The sequence below is a fragment of the Pseudomaricurvus alcaniphilus genome (genome assembly GCF_011440395.1).
In the GTDB taxonomy this organism is placed as follows: domain Bacteria; phylum Pseudomonadota; class Gammaproteobacteria; order Pseudomonadales; family Cellvibrionaceae; genus Pseudomaricurvus; species Pseudomaricurvus alcaniphilus.
Map to the genome: position 1 here is coordinate 175989 of NZ_JAAOIX010000008.1, position 18873 is coordinate 194861.

At 56.7% G+C, this 18873-nt stretch carries 19 protein-coding genes; 6 read left to right on the forward strand and 13 right to left on the reverse strand.

Features of this window, described 5'->3' with window-relative positions; genetic code table 11:
• Positions 1 to 10: 10 nt before the first annotated feature.
• A complete protein-coding gene (gene polA / locus G8764_RS15875) occupies positions 11 to 2764 on the reverse strand; it encodes a DNA polymerase I (protein ID WP_166165647.1) in 2754 nt (917 codons plus the stop codon).
• A 369-nt stretch (positions 2765 to 3133) separates the two neighbouring features.
• Between polA and G8764_RS15880 the strand changes: the two genes are divergently transcribed.
• Entirely contained in the window at positions 3134 to 3394 is a 261-nt protein-coding gene (locus tag G8764_RS15880; RefSeq protein WP_166165648.1) for a hypothetical protein, read from the forward strand.
• A gap of 97 nt (positions 3395 to 3491) precedes the next feature.
• On the opposite strand, the gene G8764_RS15885 is transcribed toward G8764_RS15880, so the two are convergent.
• Positions 3492 to 4256: a metal ABC transporter substrate-binding protein gene (locus G8764_RS15885; RefSeq protein WP_166165649.1), complete on the reverse strand. Its 765-nt coding sequence runs from the start codon at positions 4254 to 4256 to the stop codon at positions 3492 to 3494.
• Between the two features lie 178 nt (positions 4257 to 4434).
• Between G8764_RS15885 and G8764_RS15890 the strand changes: the two genes are divergently transcribed.
• The 3 genes from G8764_RS15890 to znuB are packed head-to-tail and all read left to right on the forward strand — an operon-like array spanning position 4435 to position 6501.
• Positions 4435 to 4950 (forward strand): Fur family transcriptional regulator, encoded by a 516-nt coding sequence (locus G8764_RS15890; protein ID WP_166165650.1) that lies wholly within the window; start codon positions 4435 to 4437, stop codon positions 4948 to 4950.
• Positions 4947 to 5723 (forward strand): zinc ABC transporter ATP-binding protein ZnuC, encoded by a 777-nt coding sequence (gene znuC / locus G8764_RS15895; RefSeq protein ID WP_166165651.1) that lies wholly within the window; start codon positions 4947 to 4949, stop codon positions 5721 to 5723. Before G8764_RS15890 ends, znuC begins: the two co-directional genes overlap by 4 nt.
• A complete protein-coding gene (gene znuB, locus G8764_RS15900) occupies positions 5716 to 6501 on the forward strand; it encodes a zinc ABC transporter permease subunit ZnuB (protein ID WP_166165652.1) in 786 nt (261 codons plus the stop codon). The genes znuC and znuB overlap by 8 nt, the downstream gene beginning before the upstream one ends.
• Before the next feature lie 49 nt (positions 6502 to 6550).
• Here the strand turns inward: znuB and G8764_RS15905 are convergent, their stop codons facing one another.
• The 5 genes from G8764_RS15905 to G8764_RS15925 are packed head-to-tail and all read right to left on the reverse strand — an operon-like array spanning position 6551 to position 10637.
• On the reverse strand, positions 6551 to 7234 hold the full coding sequence (locus G8764_RS15905; RefSeq protein ID WP_166165653.1) for an SCO family protein: 684 nt from the start codon (positions 7232 to 7234) through the stop codon (positions 6551 to 6553).
• Between the two features lie 12 nt (positions 7235 to 7246).
• Positions 7247 to 8185, reverse strand: coding sequence for a heme o synthase (gene cyoE, locus G8764_RS15910; protein ID WP_166165654.1), 939 nt, complete (start codon positions 8183 to 8185; stop codon positions 7247 to 7249).
• 18 nt (positions 8186 to 8203) lie between these two features.
• On the reverse strand, positions 8204 to 9229 hold the full coding sequence (locus tag G8764_RS15915; RefSeq protein ID WP_166165655.1) for a COX15/CtaA family protein: 1026 nt from the start codon (positions 9227 to 9229) through the stop codon (positions 8204 to 8206).
• Between the two features lie 18 nt (positions 9230 to 9247).
• Positions 9248 to 9892 (reverse strand): hypothetical protein, encoded by a 645-nt coding sequence (locus G8764_RS15920; RefSeq protein WP_166165656.1) that lies wholly within the window; start codon positions 9890 to 9892, stop codon positions 9248 to 9250.
• A gap of 4 nt (positions 9893 to 9896) precedes the next feature.
• Complete coding sequence (locus G8764_RS15925) at positions 9897 to 10637, reverse strand: SURF1 family protein (protein ID WP_166165657.1); 741 nt, start codon at positions 10635 to 10637, stop codon at positions 9897 to 9899.
• Positions 10638 to 10703: 66 nt separating this feature from the next.
• Between G8764_RS15925 and G8764_RS15930 the strand changes: the two genes are divergently transcribed.
• A complete protein-coding gene (locus G8764_RS15930; protein ID WP_166165658.1) occupies positions 10704 to 10967 on the forward strand; it encodes a DUF2909 domain-containing protein in 264 nt (87 codons plus the stop codon).
• On the opposite strand, the gene G8764_RS15935 is transcribed toward G8764_RS15930, so the two are convergent.
• The 4 genes from G8764_RS15935 to coxB form a co-directional block, all read right to left on the reverse strand.
• On the reverse strand, positions 10964 to 11881 hold the full coding sequence (locus tag G8764_RS15935) for a cytochrome c oxidase subunit 3 (RefSeq protein WP_166165659.1): 918 nt from the start codon (positions 11879 to 11881) through the stop codon (positions 10964 to 10966). The genes G8764_RS15930 and G8764_RS15935 overlap by 4 nt on opposite strands.
• A 74-nt stretch (positions 11882 to 11955) precedes the next feature.
• Positions 11956 to 12516 carry a cytochrome c oxidase assembly protein gene (locus G8764_RS15940; RefSeq protein WP_166165660.1) on the reverse strand — a complete coding sequence of 187 codons (561 nt, stop codon included), beginning with the start codon at positions 12514 to 12516 and terminating at the stop codon, positions 11956 to 11958.
• 20 nt (positions 12517 to 12536) lie between these two features.
• Positions 12537 to 14087, reverse strand: a complete 1551-nt coding sequence (gene ctaD / locus G8764_RS15945; protein ID WP_166165661.1) for a cytochrome c oxidase subunit I — start codon at positions 14085 to 14087, stop codon at positions 12537 to 12539.
• Between the two features lie 2 nt (positions 14088 to 14089).
• Positions 14090 to 15193, reverse strand: coding sequence for a cytochrome c oxidase subunit II (gene coxB / locus G8764_RS15950; RefSeq protein WP_243748848.1), 1104 nt, complete (start codon positions 15191 to 15193; stop codon positions 14090 to 14092).
• A 597-nt stretch (positions 15194 to 15790) separates the two neighbouring features.
• Between coxB and G8764_RS15955 the strand changes: the two genes are divergently transcribed.
• Positions 15791 to 16477 (forward strand): hypothetical protein, encoded by a 687-nt coding sequence (locus G8764_RS15955; RefSeq protein ID WP_166165663.1) that lies wholly within the window; start codon positions 15791 to 15793, stop codon positions 16475 to 16477.
• 7 nt (positions 16478 to 16484) lie between these two features.
• On the opposite strand, the gene G8764_RS15960 is transcribed toward G8764_RS15955, so the two are convergent.
• Entirely contained in the window at positions 16485 to 16757 is a 273-nt protein-coding gene (locus G8764_RS15960; protein ID WP_166165664.1) for a YheV family putative zinc ribbon protein, read from the reverse strand.
• Between the two features lie 57 nt (positions 16758 to 16814).
• Positions 16815 to 18872: an oligopeptidase A gene (gene prlC / locus G8764_RS15965; protein WP_166165665.1), complete on the reverse strand. Its 2058-nt coding sequence runs from the start codon at positions 18870 to 18872 to the stop codon at positions 16815 to 16817.
• Position 18873: the final 1 nt, after the last annotated feature.

Consider the following 18873-nt stretch of genomic DNA (forward strand, 5'->3'; position numbering starts at 1 on the left):
TACCCGGCTATCAGTGAGCCTCATCCCAGTTGTCGCCGATACCGGTTTCTACCAGCAATGGCACATCCAGACTCACCGCGGCTTCCATGCGCTGGCGCAGGCCTTCACACACCGCGTCCAGGTCCCCTTCGGCCACCTCCAGCACCAATTCATCGTGCACCTGCATAATCATCCTGGCATCCAGCGAACCGCCTTGTAACCAGCTATCCACATCGAGCATGGCCAGCTTGATGATGTCAGCGGCCGTGCCCTGCATCGGCGCGTTGATAGCGGTGCGCTCTGCCGCCTGGCGGCGCATACCATTGCGGGAATTGATTTCCGGCAGGTACAGGCGCCGCCCTTTCAGGGTTTCCACGAAGCCATTTTCCGCCGCCTCGGTGCGAGTGCGGTTCATATAGTCCTTCACCCCCGGATAGCGATCGAAATAGCGATCGATATACTGCTGCGCCTCGTTGCGCCCGACGTGCAATTGCTTGGCCAGGCCGAACGCCGACATGCCATAAATCAGCCCGAAATTGATGGCCTTGGCACTGCGCCGCTGCTCTGGGGTAACCTGCTCCAGCGCCACACCGAAGACTTCGGCGGCAGTCGCCTTGTGCACATCCAGGCCGTTGGCGAAAGCGCTCTGCAAGCCCGGGTCGGCGGACAGGTGCGCCATAATGCGCAGCTCGATCTGGGAGTAGTCGGCGGCGACAATTTTGTAACCCGGCGGCGCGATAAACGCCTTGCGAATGCGCCGCCCCTCCTCGGTGCGGATGGGAATGTTCTGCAGGTTCGGATCCGAAGACGACAGCCGACCGGTGGCCGTGACCGCCTGGTGGTAGGAAGTGTGCACGCGGCCGGTGGTCGGGTTGACCATCGCCGGCAGCTTGTCGGTGTAGGTGGATTTCAGTTTTGCCAGGCCCCGGTATTCGATCAGCAGTTTTGGCAGCGGATAGTCCAGCGCCAGTTCCTGCAGCACCTCTTCTGCGGTGGAGGGCGCCCCCTTGGGGGTCTTTTTGATGACTGGCAGCTGCAGTTTTTCGAACAGGATCCGGCCCAGTTGCTGGGTCGAGCCGAGGTTGAACTCCTCTCCGGCCAGGTCGAACGCCTGTTTCTCCAGCGCCAGCAGGCGCTCGCTGATCTCCTGGCTCTGGCGGCCCAGCAAGTTGCTATCGATCAGCGCCCCGGTGCGTTCAACCCGGGATAGCACCGACAACAGCGGCACTTCTATCTCGCTAAATACCCGCATCAGCGTCGGCACTTCTTGCAGGCGCGGTATCAGGGTCTGGTGCAGGCGCAGGGTGATATCGGCATCCTCGGCGGCGTAGGGTCCGGCCTGCTCAAGGCTGATCTGGTTAAAGGTTAACTGTTTGGCACCCTTGCCGGCGATGTCTTGGAAGTGGATGGTCTTGTGGTCCAGGTGTTTTTCCGCCAGGGTATCCATGTCGTGGCGGCTGCCAACCGAATCCAGCACGTAGGATTCCAGCATGGTGTCGAAGGTGATACCGCGCAGGGTGATATCGTGGTTGGCCAGTACGCTCTGGTCGTACTTGAGGTTCTGGCCAACTTTTTTCCGCGCCGGGTCTTCCAGCAGGGGGCGCAGTTGTTGCCAGACCCAGGCCTCATCCAGCTGCTCCGGGGCGTCAATGTAATCGTGGCCGAACGGCAGGTAGGCCGCCTGGCCCGGTTGCACTGCGAAGGAGACACCCACGACTCGCGCCACCATATAATCGAGACTGGTGGTTTCGGTATCAAAGGCAAACAACTCCGCCTGGCTCAAGCGCTCAACCCAGCGCTGTACAGCGGCTTTGTCGAGCAGTGTTTCATACTCCACCGCAGCATCAAATACCGCGGCACCGGCCGTCGCGCTTGTGTCCCCGCCCTGGTCCACCGTCGCTGCTGCGGCCTCATCCGGCTGCAACTCGCGCACCCAGGTTTTGAATTCCAGCTCCTGGAACAGGTTTAGTAGCTGCTCGCGCTGCTCTTCACCCGGCACCAGGTCCTGCGGGCCAGCCTCCAACTCAACGTCGGTTTTAATGGTTGCCAGCTCATAGGAGAGATAGGCAGACTGCTTATGCTCCGCCAGCTTTTCCGGCATTTTTTTAGCACCGCGAAAGCCCAGCTCGCGCACCGCCTCCAGGTTGGCGTAGATATTGTCCAGACTGCCCAAGCCCTGCAGTAACGCCAGCGCGGTTTTTTCCCCAACCCCGGGCACGCCGGGGATATTGTCGACCTTGTCACCCATCAGCGCCAGGTAATCAATCACCCGGTCGGCTGGAATGCCGAATTTCTCTTCGACCCCGGCGAGATCCAGGCGGCTGTCGGTCATGGTATTCACCAAAGTGACATGCTCGCTGACCAGCTGTGCCATGTCCTTGTCGCCGGTAGAGATAACCACCTCCAGGGACTGCTCGGTGGCCTGCCGCGCCAGGGTGCCAATCACGTCGTCGGCTTCGACACCGTCCACCACCAACAACGGCAGACCCATGGCCCGGATAATGGCGTGAATCGGCTCCACCTGGACCCGCAGGTCGTCCGGCATCGGGGGGCGCTGGGCCTTGTACTCGGCAAAGATTTCATCGCGGAAGGTTTTACCTTTGGCATCGAAGACCACCGCGACCACACTATCCGGATAATCCTTGTGCAGCCGGCGCAACATGCTGATCACACCTTTTACGGCACCGGTGGGCTTGCCTTTGGAGTTCGTCAGGGGCGGCAGGGCGTGAAACGCTCGATACAAATAGGATGATCCATCGACCAGAACCAGGGGTTTTACAGACATAGTTTTGCCACTCTGCTCAGCGCTCAAGGCGGAGCTTGAAATTAAAAACAACCATTTTCTTACAGCTGGGCGAGAAGAACAAATGCCCCGGAGTGCGCTCCCGGGAACAAAATTACTATTGGTAACACTTTTTTACACACACCGCATATAGACGCCAACCGGCCAATACAAACAATAAAACACAATATGTAGTGTCTTTTAGTGGTTTTACCGAATATTTAACCGGCTCTTTGCGTATATTTACACAACTAAAAGTTGGCAAAACACGCACAGCAGTGTTACTCTTTGTAACGTAAGGTAACAGATCGGAGATGACTGGGTTCCAAGCCCCGGCCATCACAACCATGAACCAGACCGGAGGGCCTGATTATGAAAAAGCTTGGTGTATTGCTTGCGATGGCATTCCTCGCACAGGGTGCAGCTGCCGACAAGGCCGGCTACGGCTTCACAAATCTCGCGGTGCTGGTGGCAGAAACCGGAGCCAGCTCCAGCTGGGTCACCCATGAGTTCACAACTGAACAAAAGGTCGCCGCCAAACTCGACCAACACGTCCGTGACGTCAATGAGCAATTGTCCAGGAAACTGGAACAACGCTTTAGCGCACAGCTCGAAGCAGTAGCCGAGCAATAAACGTCACCGGATTTACACTGCTGCTCTTCTCTGCACTGGCCAATATCTCTCCTCACTTCCTGGCCAGTGCTTTTTTACCTCTTCCAGGGTGGCCGTTTTACCGACAGTGCTCAAATACCGTTAACAAGCCGGACAGCAGGTCAACGTAGTTAGTTACCTGTTGGTCTACCCCCATGATATCTACCTCGATCAGCTCCAACTGGTGATCGCTGGCAAATTTTTGCACCCACTTGCGTCGATGGTTCAGGTCCACCAGCAGGCAGTCGCCAGGCTGTAGCCGGGCCCCTGCCTGCATCAAGGTCCGCACCCCGGGGGCGAGTTCCGGCGAATCGGCAATCACTACCGGAGCGGGAAAACCGAACGCCTCGACAAACTGGCTATAGGCGTCGTGGGCCACGGCATAGCGACGCGTGGCCGCCCCTGAGGGCGGGCGCTCGAGCAGTGCCTTAACAGCCTGACTGGTAGCCGCGGCCCGGATCCGTAGCTCCGCGGCCCGCTCCGGCAGCAATTGCGCCAGCGCATCTCCCAGTGCGACCAGCATGGCCGCGCCTCGGCGCGGGTCCAGCCACAAATGTTTATCGTCGCCATGATCATGATGTTGGTGGGCAGCTGTGTGCCCGGTTGGCTGTGGTACAGATTCCTGCATCGACTCCAATGCCAGGGCGTTACCGTCAGTAACAAGCTTGGCCAGATAGGGCTCCATTTCCGGCCCCACCCAGACAACCAGGTCTGCGGCGGCCAACTTGCGCCGGTCTGACATTTTCAAGTTGAAGTCGTGGGGGCTCTGACCGGCATCGAGCAGCACTTGCACCTCGACTCCCTCGACGGCCACTGAGCGCAGCATTAGGGCCAGTGGTTGCATACTGGCAACGACCTGTATCGGTTGCGCCAGGACCGGCGGTGACAATAGCAATAATAAAAGTGACAGCGGTAATGAAAACAGCCGCAGATAACGGATTAATTTATTGAGCGGGCATGACATGGTTGGTTCCTTGCGTTATGTTATATAATAACATGTTTGTAGCCCCGGACAGACTGGTATGTCGTCACCGAAGCAGATTCCAACCTCAATTGCATCCACTGCGCACAATCACGACCGCTGCATCAGCAGCGCCATGCAAACGGCCAGGCAAGTCTGCAGCCGCAGTGGCGCTCGCATGACCAGTTTGCGGGAAAACGTGTTGCGCCTGATCTGGCAGAGCCACCAACCACTGGGAGCTTACAAGCTGATGGACATGCTCGCCGCAGCATCCACCCGGCGGGTGGCGCCACCCACCGTCTACAGGGCGCTGGACTTTTTGCTGGAGCAGGGCCTGATTCACCGGATCAACTCCCTCAATGCGTTTATTGGCTGTACCCATCCCAGCACCCGGCACGCCAACAATTTTTTAATTTGTAAAGCCTGTGGTATCGCTATCGAGTTCGCCTACCAGGGATTGCAAACCAGCATCGACCAAACCGCCGCCGAGTTCGGCTTTTCCATCGATGCCCAGTCCATCGAATTGATCGGCCACTGCGCCAATTGCCAGGCCACTGGCGGAGCCCCCCAACCATGACCCCAGTGCTGATAGAAGCCCACGACCTGCACCTGCAATTCGACCAGCGCACGGTGTTGAACAACGTGTCCCTGGCTATCCGAGCGGCGGAAATAGTCACAGTGATCGGCCCCAATGGGGCCGGCAAAACCAGCCTGGTCAAAATCATACTGGGCCTGCAAAAAGCCACCTCCGGCACCCTGGCCCGAGCCAAGGGCTTGCGGATTGGCTATATGCCGCAAAAATTGCATATCGATCGCAGCCTGCCCCTGAGTGTGCACCGTTTTATGCAGTTGGCACTGCGCGACGACCAGGCCATCGCCGGTTGCCTGGCTCTCACCGGCATCAGCCATCTCGAGCGGGCCCCCGTGCACGCTCTCTCCGGCGGTGAAACCCAGCGCTTGCTGCTGGCCCGGGCGCTGCTGCGCAGCCCCAACCTGCTGGTGCTGGACGAACCGGTGCAGGGCGTGGATGTGGCCGGGCAGTCGCGCTTGTACCAGCTCATTGCCGATATCCGCCAACAACAGCAGTGCGCGGTGTTGATGGTCTCCCACGACTTGCACCTGGTGATGGAAGCCACCGACACCGTAATCTGCCTGAACCAGCACGTCTGTTGCCACGGCCACCCGGAAACCGTGTCCGAGCACCCCGCCTTCCTGGAGCTATTTGGCCATGTGGCGCCCACCGGCATTGCGGTCTACACCCACCACCACGACCACTCGCACAATATTCACGGTGAAATCAGTGCCCGCCAAAGCAGTGCCGGCGCCTGCAAGGAGCACAGCCATGCCTGATTTCCTCTACTTCGCCCTCGCCGCAGGCTGCGGTGTCGCCCTGTGCGCGGGGCCGCTGGGGTGTTTTGCGGTCTGGCGCCGGATGGCCTACTTTGGCGATACCCTGGCCCATTCGGCACTCACCGGCGTGGCTTTTGGCCTGATCCTCAGCGTCAACATCAATGTCGCGGTTACCCTGCTGTGTCTGTTGTTGGCTTTGTTGCTGGTGGTGCTGCAAAACAACCGCAATATTGCCACGGATACATTGCTCGGCATTCTGTCCCACTCGATGCTGGCACTGGGGCTGGTGGTGGTCAGTGTGTTTGGTGACGGACGGGTGGATTTATACGCCTACCTGTTTGGTGATCTGCTCGCCGCCACCAGCGCTGACCTGCTCGCCATTTACCTCACCGCAGCGATCATCCTGCCGATTCTGCTCTGGCTGTGGCGGCCGCTACTGGCCATTACAGTGGACGAGGACCTGGCCCGGGTAGAAGGCGTTCCGGTCACCCTGGTGCGCACCAGCCTGATGTTGTTGATGGCGTTGGTGATCGCAGTGGCGATGAAAGTGGTGGGTGTCTTGCTGATTACCGCGCTGTTGATACTGCCGGCGGCCACCAGTCGTCGCCTGGTGACCACCCCTGAGCAGATGGCTATCTGCGCCAGCGGCCTCGGGATGCTCGCCATCGTCGGTGGCCTCGCGGCTTCCTGGTGGCTTGATACCCCCGCCGGCCCCTCGGCCGTGTTGTCGGCCAGCACTTTTTTTGCCCTCAGCCTGGCCCGGCGACCGGCTATTTAGACACTACGTTTTAGCCACAGTACCTTTAAAGGAAAACGCCTGGGGGCGATCAGAACGACGAGATAATCGATTGCAGGGTTAATTTGACCCGCGCGGTATCCGGCGGCGACTTGATAAAGCCATGATAGTGGCCGTAGGGGTTGATAATGGCAATATTGGCACTGTGGTCAACGCTGTAGTCGTCGCTACCGGCGCCAGTTTTGACTTTTACAAACGCCATATTAAGTTGATTGGCAAGGCGTTTGATCTGTAAAAACTCGCCGGTCAGGCCGATAAAATCCGGATCAAAATAAGGCATATACTGGGCCAACTGGGCCACCGTATCCCGGGCCGGATCCACCGTTACCAGCACGAAGCTGGTCTGCGCGACCAGGTCGCTGTCCATCTGCGCCTTTACGTCCCTCAGCACCGCCAATGTCGCCGGACAGACATCGGGACAGTGGGTAAAACCAAAAAACAGCAGCGACCATTTGCCCTTCAAGGACTCCAGGTTAAAACCCTCGCCGTGCTGGTCCAACAGCTGGAAATCATTGATGATGCGCGGTTGTTCAAACACCAGGGTACCATTGGCGCGCAATTCCAGCGGGCTGATAACCCGCGGCGTGGTTATCTTGTTGATAAACAGGGCCAACACCAGCAGGATAAATATCAAAACCCCGCCCACAGTGAGCAAAATACCCCGGCGCTGGCGGGCGGTTTTCAGGTTGCTGTTTGCAGTCGCGGACGCTGTCATAGTGGTTGCCGTTTAGCCCAGCTGGCTCATCAGTGGGTTGACTGGCAACAGATAGTGATCGGCCAGCATTATCACAAACAGCAGCATCAAATAGACAATGGAATACTTGAACGTGTCCATCCCGAGGCTGTTATCGCTGCTCAGCAACAAGCGCAAACTCCAGTAGAGAAAGCCCCCACCCAGAACTACTGCCCCCAGCAGGTAGAGCCAGTTGAGCATGCCAGTGGCATAGGGCAACAGGGACACGGCAAACAGGATCAGGGTGTAAAGCAAGATGTGGATCTTGGTGTAGCGCTCACCGTGGGTAACCGGCAACATGGGTATATCGGCATTGGCATACTCCTCTTTGCGATACACTGCCAGGGCCCAAAAGTGGGGCGGCGTCCAGGCAAAAATAATCAACACCAGCAGCAGGCCGTGGCCACCGATTTCGCCAGTTACCGCGGTCCAGCCAAGCAGGGGTGGTGCCGCACCTGCCAGCCCGCCAATAACAATGTTCTGTGGTGTCGCACGCTTTAGAAACAGGGTGTAAATGACCGCGTAGCCCAGCAGCGATGCCAGGGTCAACCAGGCGGTAAGGGCGTTGACAAATACCAGCAGCACGGTCATTCCCACAAGGCCCACCACCAGCGCAAAAAACGCTGCCGGCAGAGGCGCCAGGCGGCCGGTGGCAATGGGGCGGTTAAACGTGCGCAGCATTTTCTGGTCGATTTGCCGGTCCACCAGGTGATTCACGGCGGCGGCAGAACCGGCGCACAAGGCAATACCCAGGTTACCCATAATCAGTATATCCAGCGGCACCATACCGGGCTGCGCCAACAGCATACCGATTACCGAGGTGAGGATCATCAGTGCAACCACCCGCGGCTTACACAGCTCCAGGTAATCGCGCCAGCTGGCGGCTTCACCCAGGGCGGCGGTATGGTCTGTGTCTGCGGCTGACTTACCCATGCTAGTACTCCTGCACTGCTAAATTTTTATTGTTATCACGCCACGGCGATAGATTCGATAGTTGATGGTCACCAGCGTTAACAACAGCACTGCGCCCACGCCATTGTGCGCTACGGCGACTGCCAAAGGCAATGCCGCCAGAATATTTGTGATACCCAGGCCCACTTGCAGCGCCAGCACTAACACTAAAACCGCACCGAGGCGGCGCAAGTCGCGCCAACCGGAGCGCCACAGCAGCGTTGCCAAAACAAGCAAAATAGCCGTCACCAGCACGGCCCCGAGGCGATGACTGAGGTGGATAGCGGTTCGAGCCTGGTTGTCCATCAAGCCGCCGAGATAATTTGGCCCCAGTGTTTGGGCCAGGTTAAAGCCCTGGGCAAAATCGGTCTCCGGCCACCAGACTCCGTGACAGGTGGGCAGATCAATACAGGCGAGAGCCGCGTAATTGGAACTGGTCCAGCCCCCCAGTGCGATTTGTCCGATCACCACCAGCAAACCGATCAGCGCTGCGCCCTTGAGGCTCCTGCTCAGCACCGGCCCACTGGCCGAATTAGTGCCAGCTTCGGCCTGCGCCTGCTCGCGGCAACGCAAGAAGCACAACCACAACAGCGCCAGGGTAGCAAAGCCGCCCAGCAGGTGCGCCGTGACCACCTGGGGCCACAACTTGAGCGTCACCGTCCACATGCCAAACAGCGCCTGTACGATCACCAGCAAAACCAGCAGCCAGGGTAATTTTTGCGGCGGGCGGCGGTGTTTGTGGGCGAGAACCGCCAGAGCCAGAATCACCAGCCCCAGACCGCCGGCAAAATAGCGATGCACCATCTCCGGCCAGGTCTTGTCGGTATCCACGGGAGCATGGGGGTATAGGTTTTCGGCACTGGCAATTTCATGCTCGCTGTTCGGCCATAACATATGGCCGTAACAGCCAGGCCAATCCGGGCAACCGAGGCCTGCATCAACCAGGCGGGTAAAAGCGCCGAGGCCAACCACGACAAACGCCAGTACACAGGCGCAAGCCGTCAATCGAATACGCAATCGGGTCATAGACATAGTTACTTACTATCAATCGTCGTAGGAATACTTTAGCAGGCGTTTGATGTCATCCAGCAGGGCGCTACCACTGTGGCTGGAATCATAGCTCATCATGGCAAAGCCCTCCTGATCAACCACATAAAGGTGATGAGAGGTGAGCGGATGGGCGGAGATTGAAGTCCCGGCAAAGGTTTGCTGCCACTGTTCCGCGTTGACGTGGGCTTGCACGAGGCGCGGGTGTTGCTCCGCCAACTCCGTCGCGAAACCCGGCGCATAGGTCGCAGCCGTATTGAGGTAGAGCCGCTCGACTCGCACGGCTTTTTCACCCAGCCGTACGTGCACCTGGCGCGACAGGTAGAGCAAGTCCTGGCAAACCTGGTCGCAGGTGTTACCGCCAACGACCAGCATCCGCCAGAGCCTTTTCTCGCCTGGAATCGACAGGGGTTGCTGCGCCCCGGTGGTGATATCGAGGTCGCTAATGGAGGTGGCGGGTAGCAGCAGATCGCCCTTGTTGACCGTAGCCGTAGGAATGCCAACCCCGGTGGTAAAAATGATATAGGCGGCCATCATAGGCAGTGCGATAATGGCGAGAATCAACCAGCTTATCCAGCGCGAGCTGGGTTTATTCGGCGCTTCGTGTTGGCGATCGGTATTCATATTCAGGGTACTGCTCAACTCTCTACTCCTGCCTGTCTTTAGGTGTTGGCACAGCTGTCGCTCGCTTGATATTGGCAAACAACAAGGCGATCAGCAGGGCGACCGCCATGGCAAACCACTGCACCGCATAGCCTGTGTGCTTGTCCGGTGAGGTATTCACATCCCGCCATACAACGGCCAGAGCGTGTTCATCGTCTGCACCCAGCTGCAACACCCAGGGCAGCAGCGCGGCCTGCAGTTGTCGCCCCGCCGCCTGGACATCCAGTTGCTGAATGCGTTTGGGCCAGGCCTTACTGCTCTCCAGGTCACGCACCAGGGTATTACCTTCAGGTTGCTGCAGTCGACCTTCAATTATTACCCTGCCGGCCGGCGTCGCCACTGTCGGCAACTCCGAGCGCAGCGGCGGTGCCGCCACCCAACCGCGATTGACCAGAACGACGCCCCCCGATTCCAGTTGCAGCGGCATTATAACCTCATAGCCGACCCTGCCCTGCAATACCCGGTTATCCACCAGCCAGGTACGCTCTTGCAGGAATGTCCCCACAGCCCTGACCCGTCGATAACCGGACAGCTCGCCGCTCCCTGCCCGCAGGTCGAGTTGCACCGGCGGCAGGGCCTGCTGCGCAGCGATAGCGGCCAGCAGTGCGGACTTTTCCGCCGCCCTCTCGAGCTGCCAAAAACCTAACCAGGCCAGCAGCGGCAGGAACAGCAGTCCCAGCAGGGTTATCTTCCAGTTAAATGAAAGTGTTAAACTGGCGGGCATTGATCTCGCTGTTTCCATCGGTTTACCGCGACCAACCCGCTGTCAGGTATATAAGGCTGAATCGCCATGTGGCTTAAAATTGTTATCGTCGTACTCTTTCTTGGCGTTTTGATCAGCTTGAGCAGCGCACTGGTGTTTTTGCTCAACGATATGGGGTCAAAATCGAAGCGCACTCTTTACGCGCTGGGCATCAGGATAACCCTGGCGGGACTGTTACTGGGGTGTATATTTTACGGCCTGAAAACCGGTCAATTGGGTAGCTCGGCACCCTGGGACTCCGGCCCTGCGATCACAGGTGCCGCGCAATCCCCCCAACAGCTCGAACCCTAACCCAGAATATAAACGAAAATAAACAGACCGACCCAGACCACATCGACAAAGTGCCAATACCAGCTGGCCGCTTCAAAGCCGAAGCAATCGTCGTGGTGGAAGTGACCCTTTAATGCAGCGCGCAGAAACATCACCAGCAGCATAAAGGTACCCAGGGTAACGTGGGCGCCGTGAAAGCCGGTCAACATAAAGAAGGTGGTGCCGTAGGCGCCGGTCTCCAGAGTCAGCCCCATATGCTGATAGGCTTCGACATACTCTTCCACCTGCAAAATCAGGAAGCATATACCCAGAAACACAGTCAAACCCAGCCAACCGACAAAGCCCTTGCGGGCATTGTTCTTCAACGCGGTGTGCGCAAAGTGGACTGTAACCGAAGAGGTCAGCAGAATCACCGTATTCCAGAAAGGCAGCCAGGTCCAGATGGACTCAACTGAACTAAAGCTCATACTTTGCGCCGGGCCTTTAACCTGCGCCGCATCGCCGTTAACCGCCATATCAGGAGTAACCATCAGCGGCCACTGAGCCTCAAACCCCTGCCACAAAATTTCATTGGTGACACCTTTATCGCCCTCTCCGCCCAACCACGGCAGGGCCATAGTGCGGATGTAGAAGAGCGCGCCAAAAAAAGCCGCAAAGAACATGACTTCGCTGAAAATAAACCAGCCCATGCCCCAGACATAGGACTTTTTCAACTGGGTGCTGTTGAGACCGTTGATATTTTCAGTGATGACTGTCGAAAACCACTGCCACAGCACAAAGGCAAACACCAAGCCGCCAAAGAAGAAGATGGTTGGCCCGCTGTCATCACCATTGAGCCAGTTGGCCGCGCCGTACACCGTCAGAAACAGTCCCAAAGAAGCAAAGATTGGCAGTTTGCTCTGCTCTGGTACGTAATAACTTCCTTCACTCGACATATTGCTACCCGTCCTAATCTTTATTTTCAGTTGCAATCATTATTAGCTCTGGCCATCAACTGTCGCCGCCCTGGCTACAAACTGGAGACCAGATTCGTTGTCGTTCGTTCAGTTACATCAAACAAGGTGTAAGACAGCGTAATTGTGGTTATCTGTTGCGGCAGATCCAGGTCGACAATAAAACGCAGTGGTAACTCCGCCTGCTGGCCTGCCGGTAAAATCTGCTGGTTAAAGCAGAAGCACTCGGTTTTGTGAAAGTAATCCGCCGCTTTAAAGGGCACGACGCTGGGTACCGCTTGCCCGACCATATTAGCCGAGGTCGGATTGACTGCCAGGTAACGCACTTCCACTTCTTCACCGGGATGTACCTTGATACTGGTCAGCGCCGGCTTAAAGCTCCAGGGCATATTCTCGTTGTTAGTCGCCAGAAACTGCACCGTCACCCAGCGACTTTCATCAACTTTAGCGTCTGTGGCCTGGTATTGGCCGCCGGTTTTACCGTTGAGACCGGTTATTTCACAAAACAGGTCGTACATAGGTGGCATGATGTACACCGCAAACACAAACATCGCGACCACCACCCCGGATAATCTGAGGGCGGTGGCGAGGATGGATTTTTGCACTGAATCAGTCATAGCCGCGCTCGTTCACCAACCTACTTCACCTGTGGGGGAGTAGTGAAAGTGTGATAGGGAGCCGGGGACGCCACGGTCCACTCCAGCCCTTCCGGGTTTTCCCAAACCTCGTCGGTCGCCGGCTTGCCCTTCTTGATGGTGGCGATAACGTTGTAGAGAAACAGGATCTGGGCCGCGCCAAACAAAAAGGCGCCGACACTGGCTATCATATTAAAGTCGGCGAACTGGAGTGCATAATCCGGAATTCGCCGCGGCATACCCGCCAGGCCGACAAAGTGCATGGGGAAGAAAGTAAGGTTCAAGCCCAAAAATGCCAGCCAGAAATGGGTTTTGCCCATGGTCTCGTCGTACATCCTGCCGCACCACTTGGGCAGCCAGTAGTACACCGCCGCAGTGATGGAAAAAATAGCCCCGGGCACCAGCACGTAGTGGAAGTGGGCAACCACAAAGTAGGTATCATGGTACTGGAAATCGGCCGGTGCAATGGCCAACATCAAACCGGAGAAGCCGCCGATGGTAAACAGCACCACAAACGCCAGGGAAAAGAGCATCGGCGTTTCAAAGGTCATGGAACCCTTGAACATAGTGGTTACCCAGTTGAACACCTTTACTCCGGTCGGCACCGCAATCAGCATGGTGGCGTACATAAAGAACAGTTCACCGGCCACCGGCATGCCCACGGTAAACATGTGGTGGGCCCAGACGATAAAGCTGAGGAAGGCAATCGAGCTGGTGGCATAGACCATGGAGGCGTAGCCAAACAGCGGCTTGCGCGCAAAGGTCGGGATAATCTGGCTGACCACACCGAACGCCGGCAGGATCATGATATACACCTCGGGGTGACCGAAGAACCAGAACACATGCTGGAACAGTACCGGATCACCGCCACCGGCGGCGTCAAAGAAGCTGGTGCCGAAATGGATATCCATCAACATCATGGTGACCACACCCGCCAACACCGGCATAACCGCAATCAGCAGGTAGGCAGTGATCAGCCAGGTCCAGACAAACAGGGGCATTTTCATAAAGGTCATGCCCGGCGCACGCATATTCAGGATGGTGGCGATAATGTTTATGGAGCCCATGATCGAACTGGCGCCCATAATATGCACCGCAAAGATAAAGAAGGTCACACTGGGCGGCGCGTAGGTGGTAGATAACGGGGCGTAGAACGTCCAGCCGAAGTTGGGTGCGCCGCCCTCCATCAACAGGGTCGATGCCAGCATGGCAAAGGCAAAGGGCAGAATCCAGAAACTCCAGTTATTCATCCGCGGCAGAGCCATATCCGGGGCGCCGATCATCATCGGCACCATCCAGTTGGCGAGACCCACAAAGGCCGGCATAACGGCCCCGAACACCATCACCAGACCGTGCATAGTGGTCATCTGGTTAAAGAATTCCGGCTGCACAATCTGCAGGCCCGGCTCAAATAACTCTGCCCGAATAACCAGGGCAAATACACCACCCATTAAAAACATGGCAAAACTGAACCACAGATACATGGTGCCAATGTCTTTGTGATTGGTGGTAAACAACCACCGGCTGATACCTTTAGCAGGACCGTGAGCCATGACTACTGCCCCCCTTGTTTGAACTTGAGAACGTCGATGGGCTGCACACTGTCGCCCATATTATTGCCGAAAGCATTGCGCTGGAAGGTAATGACGCTGGCGATATCCACTTCTGACAACTGGGGGCCGAAGGCCGCCATGGCCGGGTTTTTCTTGCTGCCGTTGACAATAATATCCAGATGAGCGGCCATTTGGCCGGTGGCGATGGCACTGCCCTTAATGGCCGGGAAAACACCGGCTACACCAGCACCGTTGACCTGGTGGCAAGCCGCGCAAACCCGGTTATACACCGCCTCGCCCTGGCTGTAGAGCTCATCAAAGGTAAATTCTTTCTCGGTCAGGGCGCGCAACGTGGCCGCCTCTGCCTTTTTCGTTTGCAGCCATTGGTCGAACTCATCTTGCGGCAGCGCTTTTACCACTATGGGCATAAAGCCGTGATCCTTGCCGCACAGCTCGGCGCACTGGCCACGAAAGACGCCGGGTTCGTCGACAATGGTCCAGGATTCATTGACATAACCTGGAATGGCATCTCTTTTAACGGCCAGATCCGGTACCCACCAGGCGTGGATAACATCATTGGCAGTGATCAGGAAACGGACTTTCTTGCCAGTGGGAATAATTAGCGGTTCGTCAACTTCCAACAGGTAATTGGGGCCTTTCGGGGCCAGGTTGTCGATCTGCTCCCGGGGAGTACTGAGGCTGCTGAAGAAACTGACCTCCTCTCCCAAATACTCGTATTTCCACTTCCACTGGTAACCCGTGACCACGATATCCATGTCAGTCTCGGAGAAATCGTAGATTTTCAGCAGTGTCTTGGTGGCCGGTATGGCCATGATGATAAGGATCAGGAAAGGCACAACCGTCCAGATAATCTCCAGGGTTGTACTCTCGTGAAAATTGGAAGCTTTGGCGCCATTGGACTTGCGGTGCACGATCATGGTGTAAAACATGACCCCAAACACCACCACGCCGATACCCACACACCACCAGAAAATATCCATGTGCAGGCCGTAGGTTTCACGGCTTACCTGCGTCACACCGACGGGCATATTAACCCCCCAGCGCTCCACTTCCTCAGCCAGCGCAGTGGAATTGACACCCACCATGGTCGCCAGACCGAGCAGACAGGCAGACAGCCGCCCAACTCTTGATAACATCGCCAAAGATCTCCGTGTAGCTATTCTTATATGTCAACGCCCGTCCACAGAGGTGGCAGACGCGCCCGAATCAAAATTACTTTTACTCGGTTTTTTATTGTACCGCCGGCTTACCGGGGAGCAGTCAGGTCTATTCCTTTCGCTCTGTGCCAGATCAGTTGCACAAAACCTCCCGTGCGCTTCGAAGCCGAGGCCAAGAGCAACGCATTAAATAACCGGAATTTGTGACAGACAGGCTGCGACGAACTGTCGCATCTACTCCCCGCAACCAAGGGTATCCAGATTAGTTGCAGTGAGTCAATGTTTTTATTTCGTTTGGTTCTGGTTAAGTTAGGGCCCTGCAGGATGCAGCCTGGGGGCCGCCTTGCACCGGAGAGCGTGACCTCACACCATCAAGACTACCAGTTCATATACTGATTTATTCTGAGGGCCAACTTGTTTTTGGGGATATTTGGGTTATCTTCAATGAAAGCATTTGACGACAACAGGGTCGCTGCGACGAGCCATCAGTAACTGTTGAGTGATATGGATACAGATGATCTAACTGTGATACGGAACGTTATACACCGCGCCAAGAAGAGCGAAGCGGAAACCGGCCACCTCGTCACCCTGTTAACCAAGGAGCTGCCACACTTGCACAGAGCCATTCGCCTGCCGGAAAACAATGCCGTCGACGCGTTGTTGAAGCTGGTTCTCAATTATATCGACAGCGTGCCAAATTGCCTGGAGGCCGTTGCCAGGATCACAGACGAGGCCGGTATCGGCGCCTATACCGATGTATTCCTGGGTATCGCCAGGGATTATTTTATCCAGCCCCCGGCACAGCTGGAGGATCGCTCTCGCTTGACCATGTTGATGAGCGAGGCCTATCTCGCCCATCGCTTGATGGAAGAGATCAACGACCGTTTCATCGGCCGCTGCGGCATGCCGCTGGCACCCATCGATATGACCCTGTCAAACCTGATAATTCACCAGTTGATTGGCGAGCCGTTTGCCAATGAACTGGATATGGCGGTGCAGCTTTCTCTCGAATTATGCATCGACAGGGAGGATGTATTCGAGTCCAGCCGTTTTAAAGACTATGTGGCCCAGCGCAAACAGGCGGGCAGTGCCAACGTGCTGGACGACTGGCCCTGCCTGGCGGAAGAAATGGCCATCTCGCTGCAGTTGTCCGGCTATGCCGAAGACGCCGATAACGACCTGCCTCCATCGAAAAACGGTGCCCTGCACTGACCGAAGGTCACTCCTTTTTCGTTTTCGGGTCTGCCGCGACGTTGCCTGACGCGGGAAATTTAATGACCTGCACTTCCGCTTTCTTCTCCTCCTCGGTTTTGTTAACCCGGGTTTCCAGTTCGCGCCCTGCGCCGGGAAAGTGCATCACATCGCTGTAGCCACAGCTCACACATTCGCGGTAATCCTTGCCCTCCTGGTGGTAGACCACGATCTTGTCCATCTCGGCACAGCGCGGACAAACCGCGCCGGCAATAAATCGCTTTTTTAAATCGGACGTCATACATATTACCTCTCTAGACCCTGTCGCTGCCGTTTGCACAAATGGCCACAGGCAGCATTAATTTGTGCTGTCCTGTGATTCTACGATACCACTGTGACGCAACAGCGCTTCGGTATTGGGCTCGCGACCGCGGAAATTCTTAAACAGGGTCATGGCATCCCGGGAGCCTCCCTGCTGCAGGATTTCCTGCAGGAAACTGGTACCGGTGGCCGGATTAAAAATACCCTCTTCCTCGAAGCGGGAAAAGGCATCACTGGAGAGTACTTCCGCCCATTTATAGCTGTAGTAACCAGCGGCGTATCCGCCGGCAAAAATATGGGTAAAGCTGTTTTGAAAGCGGTTAAACGCCGGTGGCTGGTTGACGGCCACCTCGCGACGCACCGCGTCCAACACCGCCTGCACTGGCCGAGGGTTTTTCGGGTCATAATTTCTGTGCAGGCGGAAATCGAACAGCGCGAATTCAACCTGCCGCAACATCTGCAGGGCCGATTGAAAGTTCTTTGCTGCCAACAGGTTGTGCAACAGTTTTTCCGGCAGCGGCGCGCCCGTTTCATAGTGCCCGGAGATCATGGGAATGACGTCCTTTTCCCAGCACCAGTTTTCAAGGAACTGGCTGGGCAATTCCACCGCGTCCCAGGCGACACCGTGAATGCCACTTACCGCCGACGTGGTGATATTGGTCAGCATATGGTGCAAACCGTGGCCAAATTCGTGGAACAGGGTCACTACTTCGGTATGGGTCAACAGCGACGGTTTCTCGGCTACCGGCGGCGTAAAATTGCACACCATATAGGCGACCGGTAATTGCACGCCCTGGGCTGTTGCGCGTCGATTCCTGCACTCGTCCATCCAGGCGCCACCGCGCTTGTTTTCCCTGGCGTAGATATCGAGGTAAAAGCTGGCTATTAATTGCCCTTGCTTTTTAATATGAAAGAAACGCACATCCTCGTGCCAGACTTCCGCCTCGGCGCTTTCGATTTCGATGTCAAACAGGCGCGAGGCCACTTCAAACAAGCCCGCCATGACTTTGTCAGCAGGAAAATAGGGCCGCAGCTCCTCCTGGGATACTGCGAACGACTTTTGCTTCAACTTTTCGCTGTAGTAAGCCTGGTCCCAGGCTTGCAAGTCCTCGATGTTATCCAGCTGCCGGGCAAATGCTTGCAACTCGCTCAGTTCGGCTTCCGCCGCCGGGCGACTGCTGCGCGCCAGTTGCAGTAAAAAGTCTTCCACCTGATCGCAACTGCTCGCCATTTTGGTGGCCAGGGAGCGCTCGGCATAATTGTCAAAACCCAGCATATTTGCGGCTTCGTGGCGCAGCCTGAGAATTTCGTCAATCAACTCGGCGTTATCCCAGCGGCCGGCATTCGGCCCTACTTCCGAGGCACGGGTTGAGTAGGCAGTGTACATCTCTTCGCGCAGATTGCGGTCAGCAGCGTGAGTCATGACCGCCAGGTAGGAGGGCAGATCAAGGGTAAATACGTAACCGGATTCGCCTTTTTTTTGCGCCGTCTGGCGGGCCTGCTGCAGTGCACTTTCCGGCAAACCCGCCAACTGCTCCTCGCTCTCCACCCGCTTGTACCAGGCCTGGGTCGCGTCCAGTACCTGGTTGGAAAACTTCGTGCTCAACTCTGACAGGCGCTGCTGGATATCCGCGTAACGCTTTTTCTGCGCCTCCGGCAATGCCACCCCGGCCAACTTGAAATCGCGGATTTCATGTTCCACCGCGGTCTGCTGCGCCGTGTCCAATTGCTGCATCCGGGGGCTCTCGGCCAACGCCAGATAGGCTTCGTACAAGCCCTTGTGGTGGCCCACTTCAGTACCGTAGGCAGTTAATAGCGCCAAACTCTGGCTGTGCGCCTCGCGCAGGGCCTCACTATTCACAACCGCGTTCAAGTGACCCACCGGTGACCAGGCCTTGTTCAATTTGTCGCCCTGCTCCTCCAGCGGCCGCACCAGACTGTCCCAACTCACCCCCCCGCCCTGATTGGCCGCTACAACGGTGGCCAGGTTTTGTCGGCACTGCGCTATCAATTCACTAATGGCCGGCACCACATGCTCGGCCTTGATGGCTTTAAACGGAGGCAGTTCGCTGTCGCTTAACAGGGGGTTGGTCATT

What these genes read in the sequence shown, in the direction of transcription:
- polA (WP_166165647.1), bottom strand. Translation starts at nt 2,764, where the DNA reads ATGTCTGTAAAACCCCTGGTTCTGGTCGATGGATCATCCTATTTGTAT.
- G8764_RS15880 (WP_166165648.1), top strand. Translation starts at nt 3,134, where the DNA reads ATGAAAAAGCTTGGTGTATTGCTTGCGATGGCATTCCTCGCACAGGGT.
- G8764_RS15885 (WP_166165649.1), bottom strand. Translation starts at nt 4,256, where the DNA reads ATGCAACCACTGGCCCTAATGCTGCGCTCAGTGGCCGTCGAGGGAGTC.
- G8764_RS15890 (WP_166165650.1), top strand. Translation starts at nt 4,435, where the DNA reads ATGTCGTCACCGAAGCAGATTCCAACCTCAATTGCATCCACTGCGCAC.
- znuC (WP_166165651.1), top strand. Translation starts at nt 4,947, where the DNA reads ATGACCCCAGTGCTGATAGAAGCCCACGACCTGCACCTGCAATTCGAC.
- znuB (WP_166165652.1), top strand. Translation starts at nt 5,716, where the DNA reads ATGCCTGATTTCCTCTACTTCGCCCTCGCCGCAGGCTGCGGTGTCGCC.
- G8764_RS15905 (WP_166165653.1), bottom strand. Translation starts at nt 7,234, where the DNA reads ATGACAGCGTCCGCGACTGCAAACAGCAACCTGAAAACCGCCCGCCAG.
- cyoE (WP_166165654.1), bottom strand. Translation starts at nt 8,185, where the DNA reads ATGGGTAAGTCAGCCGCAGACACAGACCATACCGCCGCCCTGGGTGAA.
- G8764_RS15915 (WP_166165655.1), bottom strand. Translation starts at nt 9,229, where the DNA reads ATGACCCGATTGCGTATTCGATTGACGGCTTGCGCCTGTGTACTGGCG.
- G8764_RS15925 (WP_166165657.1), bottom strand. Translation starts at nt 10,637, where the DNA reads ATGCCCGCCAGTTTAACACTTTCATTTAACTGGAAGATAACCCTGCTG.
- G8764_RS15930 (WP_166165658.1), top strand. Translation starts at nt 10,704, where the DNA reads ATGTGGCTTAAAATTGTTATCGTCGTACTCTTTCTTGGCGTTTTGATC.
- G8764_RS15935 (WP_166165659.1), bottom strand. Translation starts at nt 11,881, where the DNA reads ATGTCGAGTGAAGGAAGTTATTACGTACCAGAGCAGAGCAAACTGCCA.
- G8764_RS15940 (WP_166165660.1), bottom strand. Translation starts at nt 12,516, where the DNA reads ATGACTGATTCAGTGCAAAAATCCATCCTCGCCACCGCCCTCAGATTA.
- ctaD (WP_166165661.1), bottom strand. Translation starts at nt 14,087, where the DNA reads ATGGCTCACGGTCCTGCTAAAGGTATCAGCCGGTGGTTGTTTACCACC.
- coxB (WP_243748848.1), bottom strand. Translation starts at nt 15,193, where the DNA reads ATGGTGGGTGTCAATTCCACTGCGCTGGCTGAGGAAGTGGAGCGCTGG.
- G8764_RS15960 (WP_166165664.1), bottom strand. Translation starts at nt 16,757, where the DNA reads ATGACGTCCGATTTAAAAAAGCGATTTATTGCCGGCGCGGTTTGTCCG.
- prlC (WP_166165665.1), bottom strand. Translation starts at nt 18,872, where the DNA reads ATGACCAACCCCCTGTTAAGCGACAGCGAACTGCCTCCGTTTAAAGCC.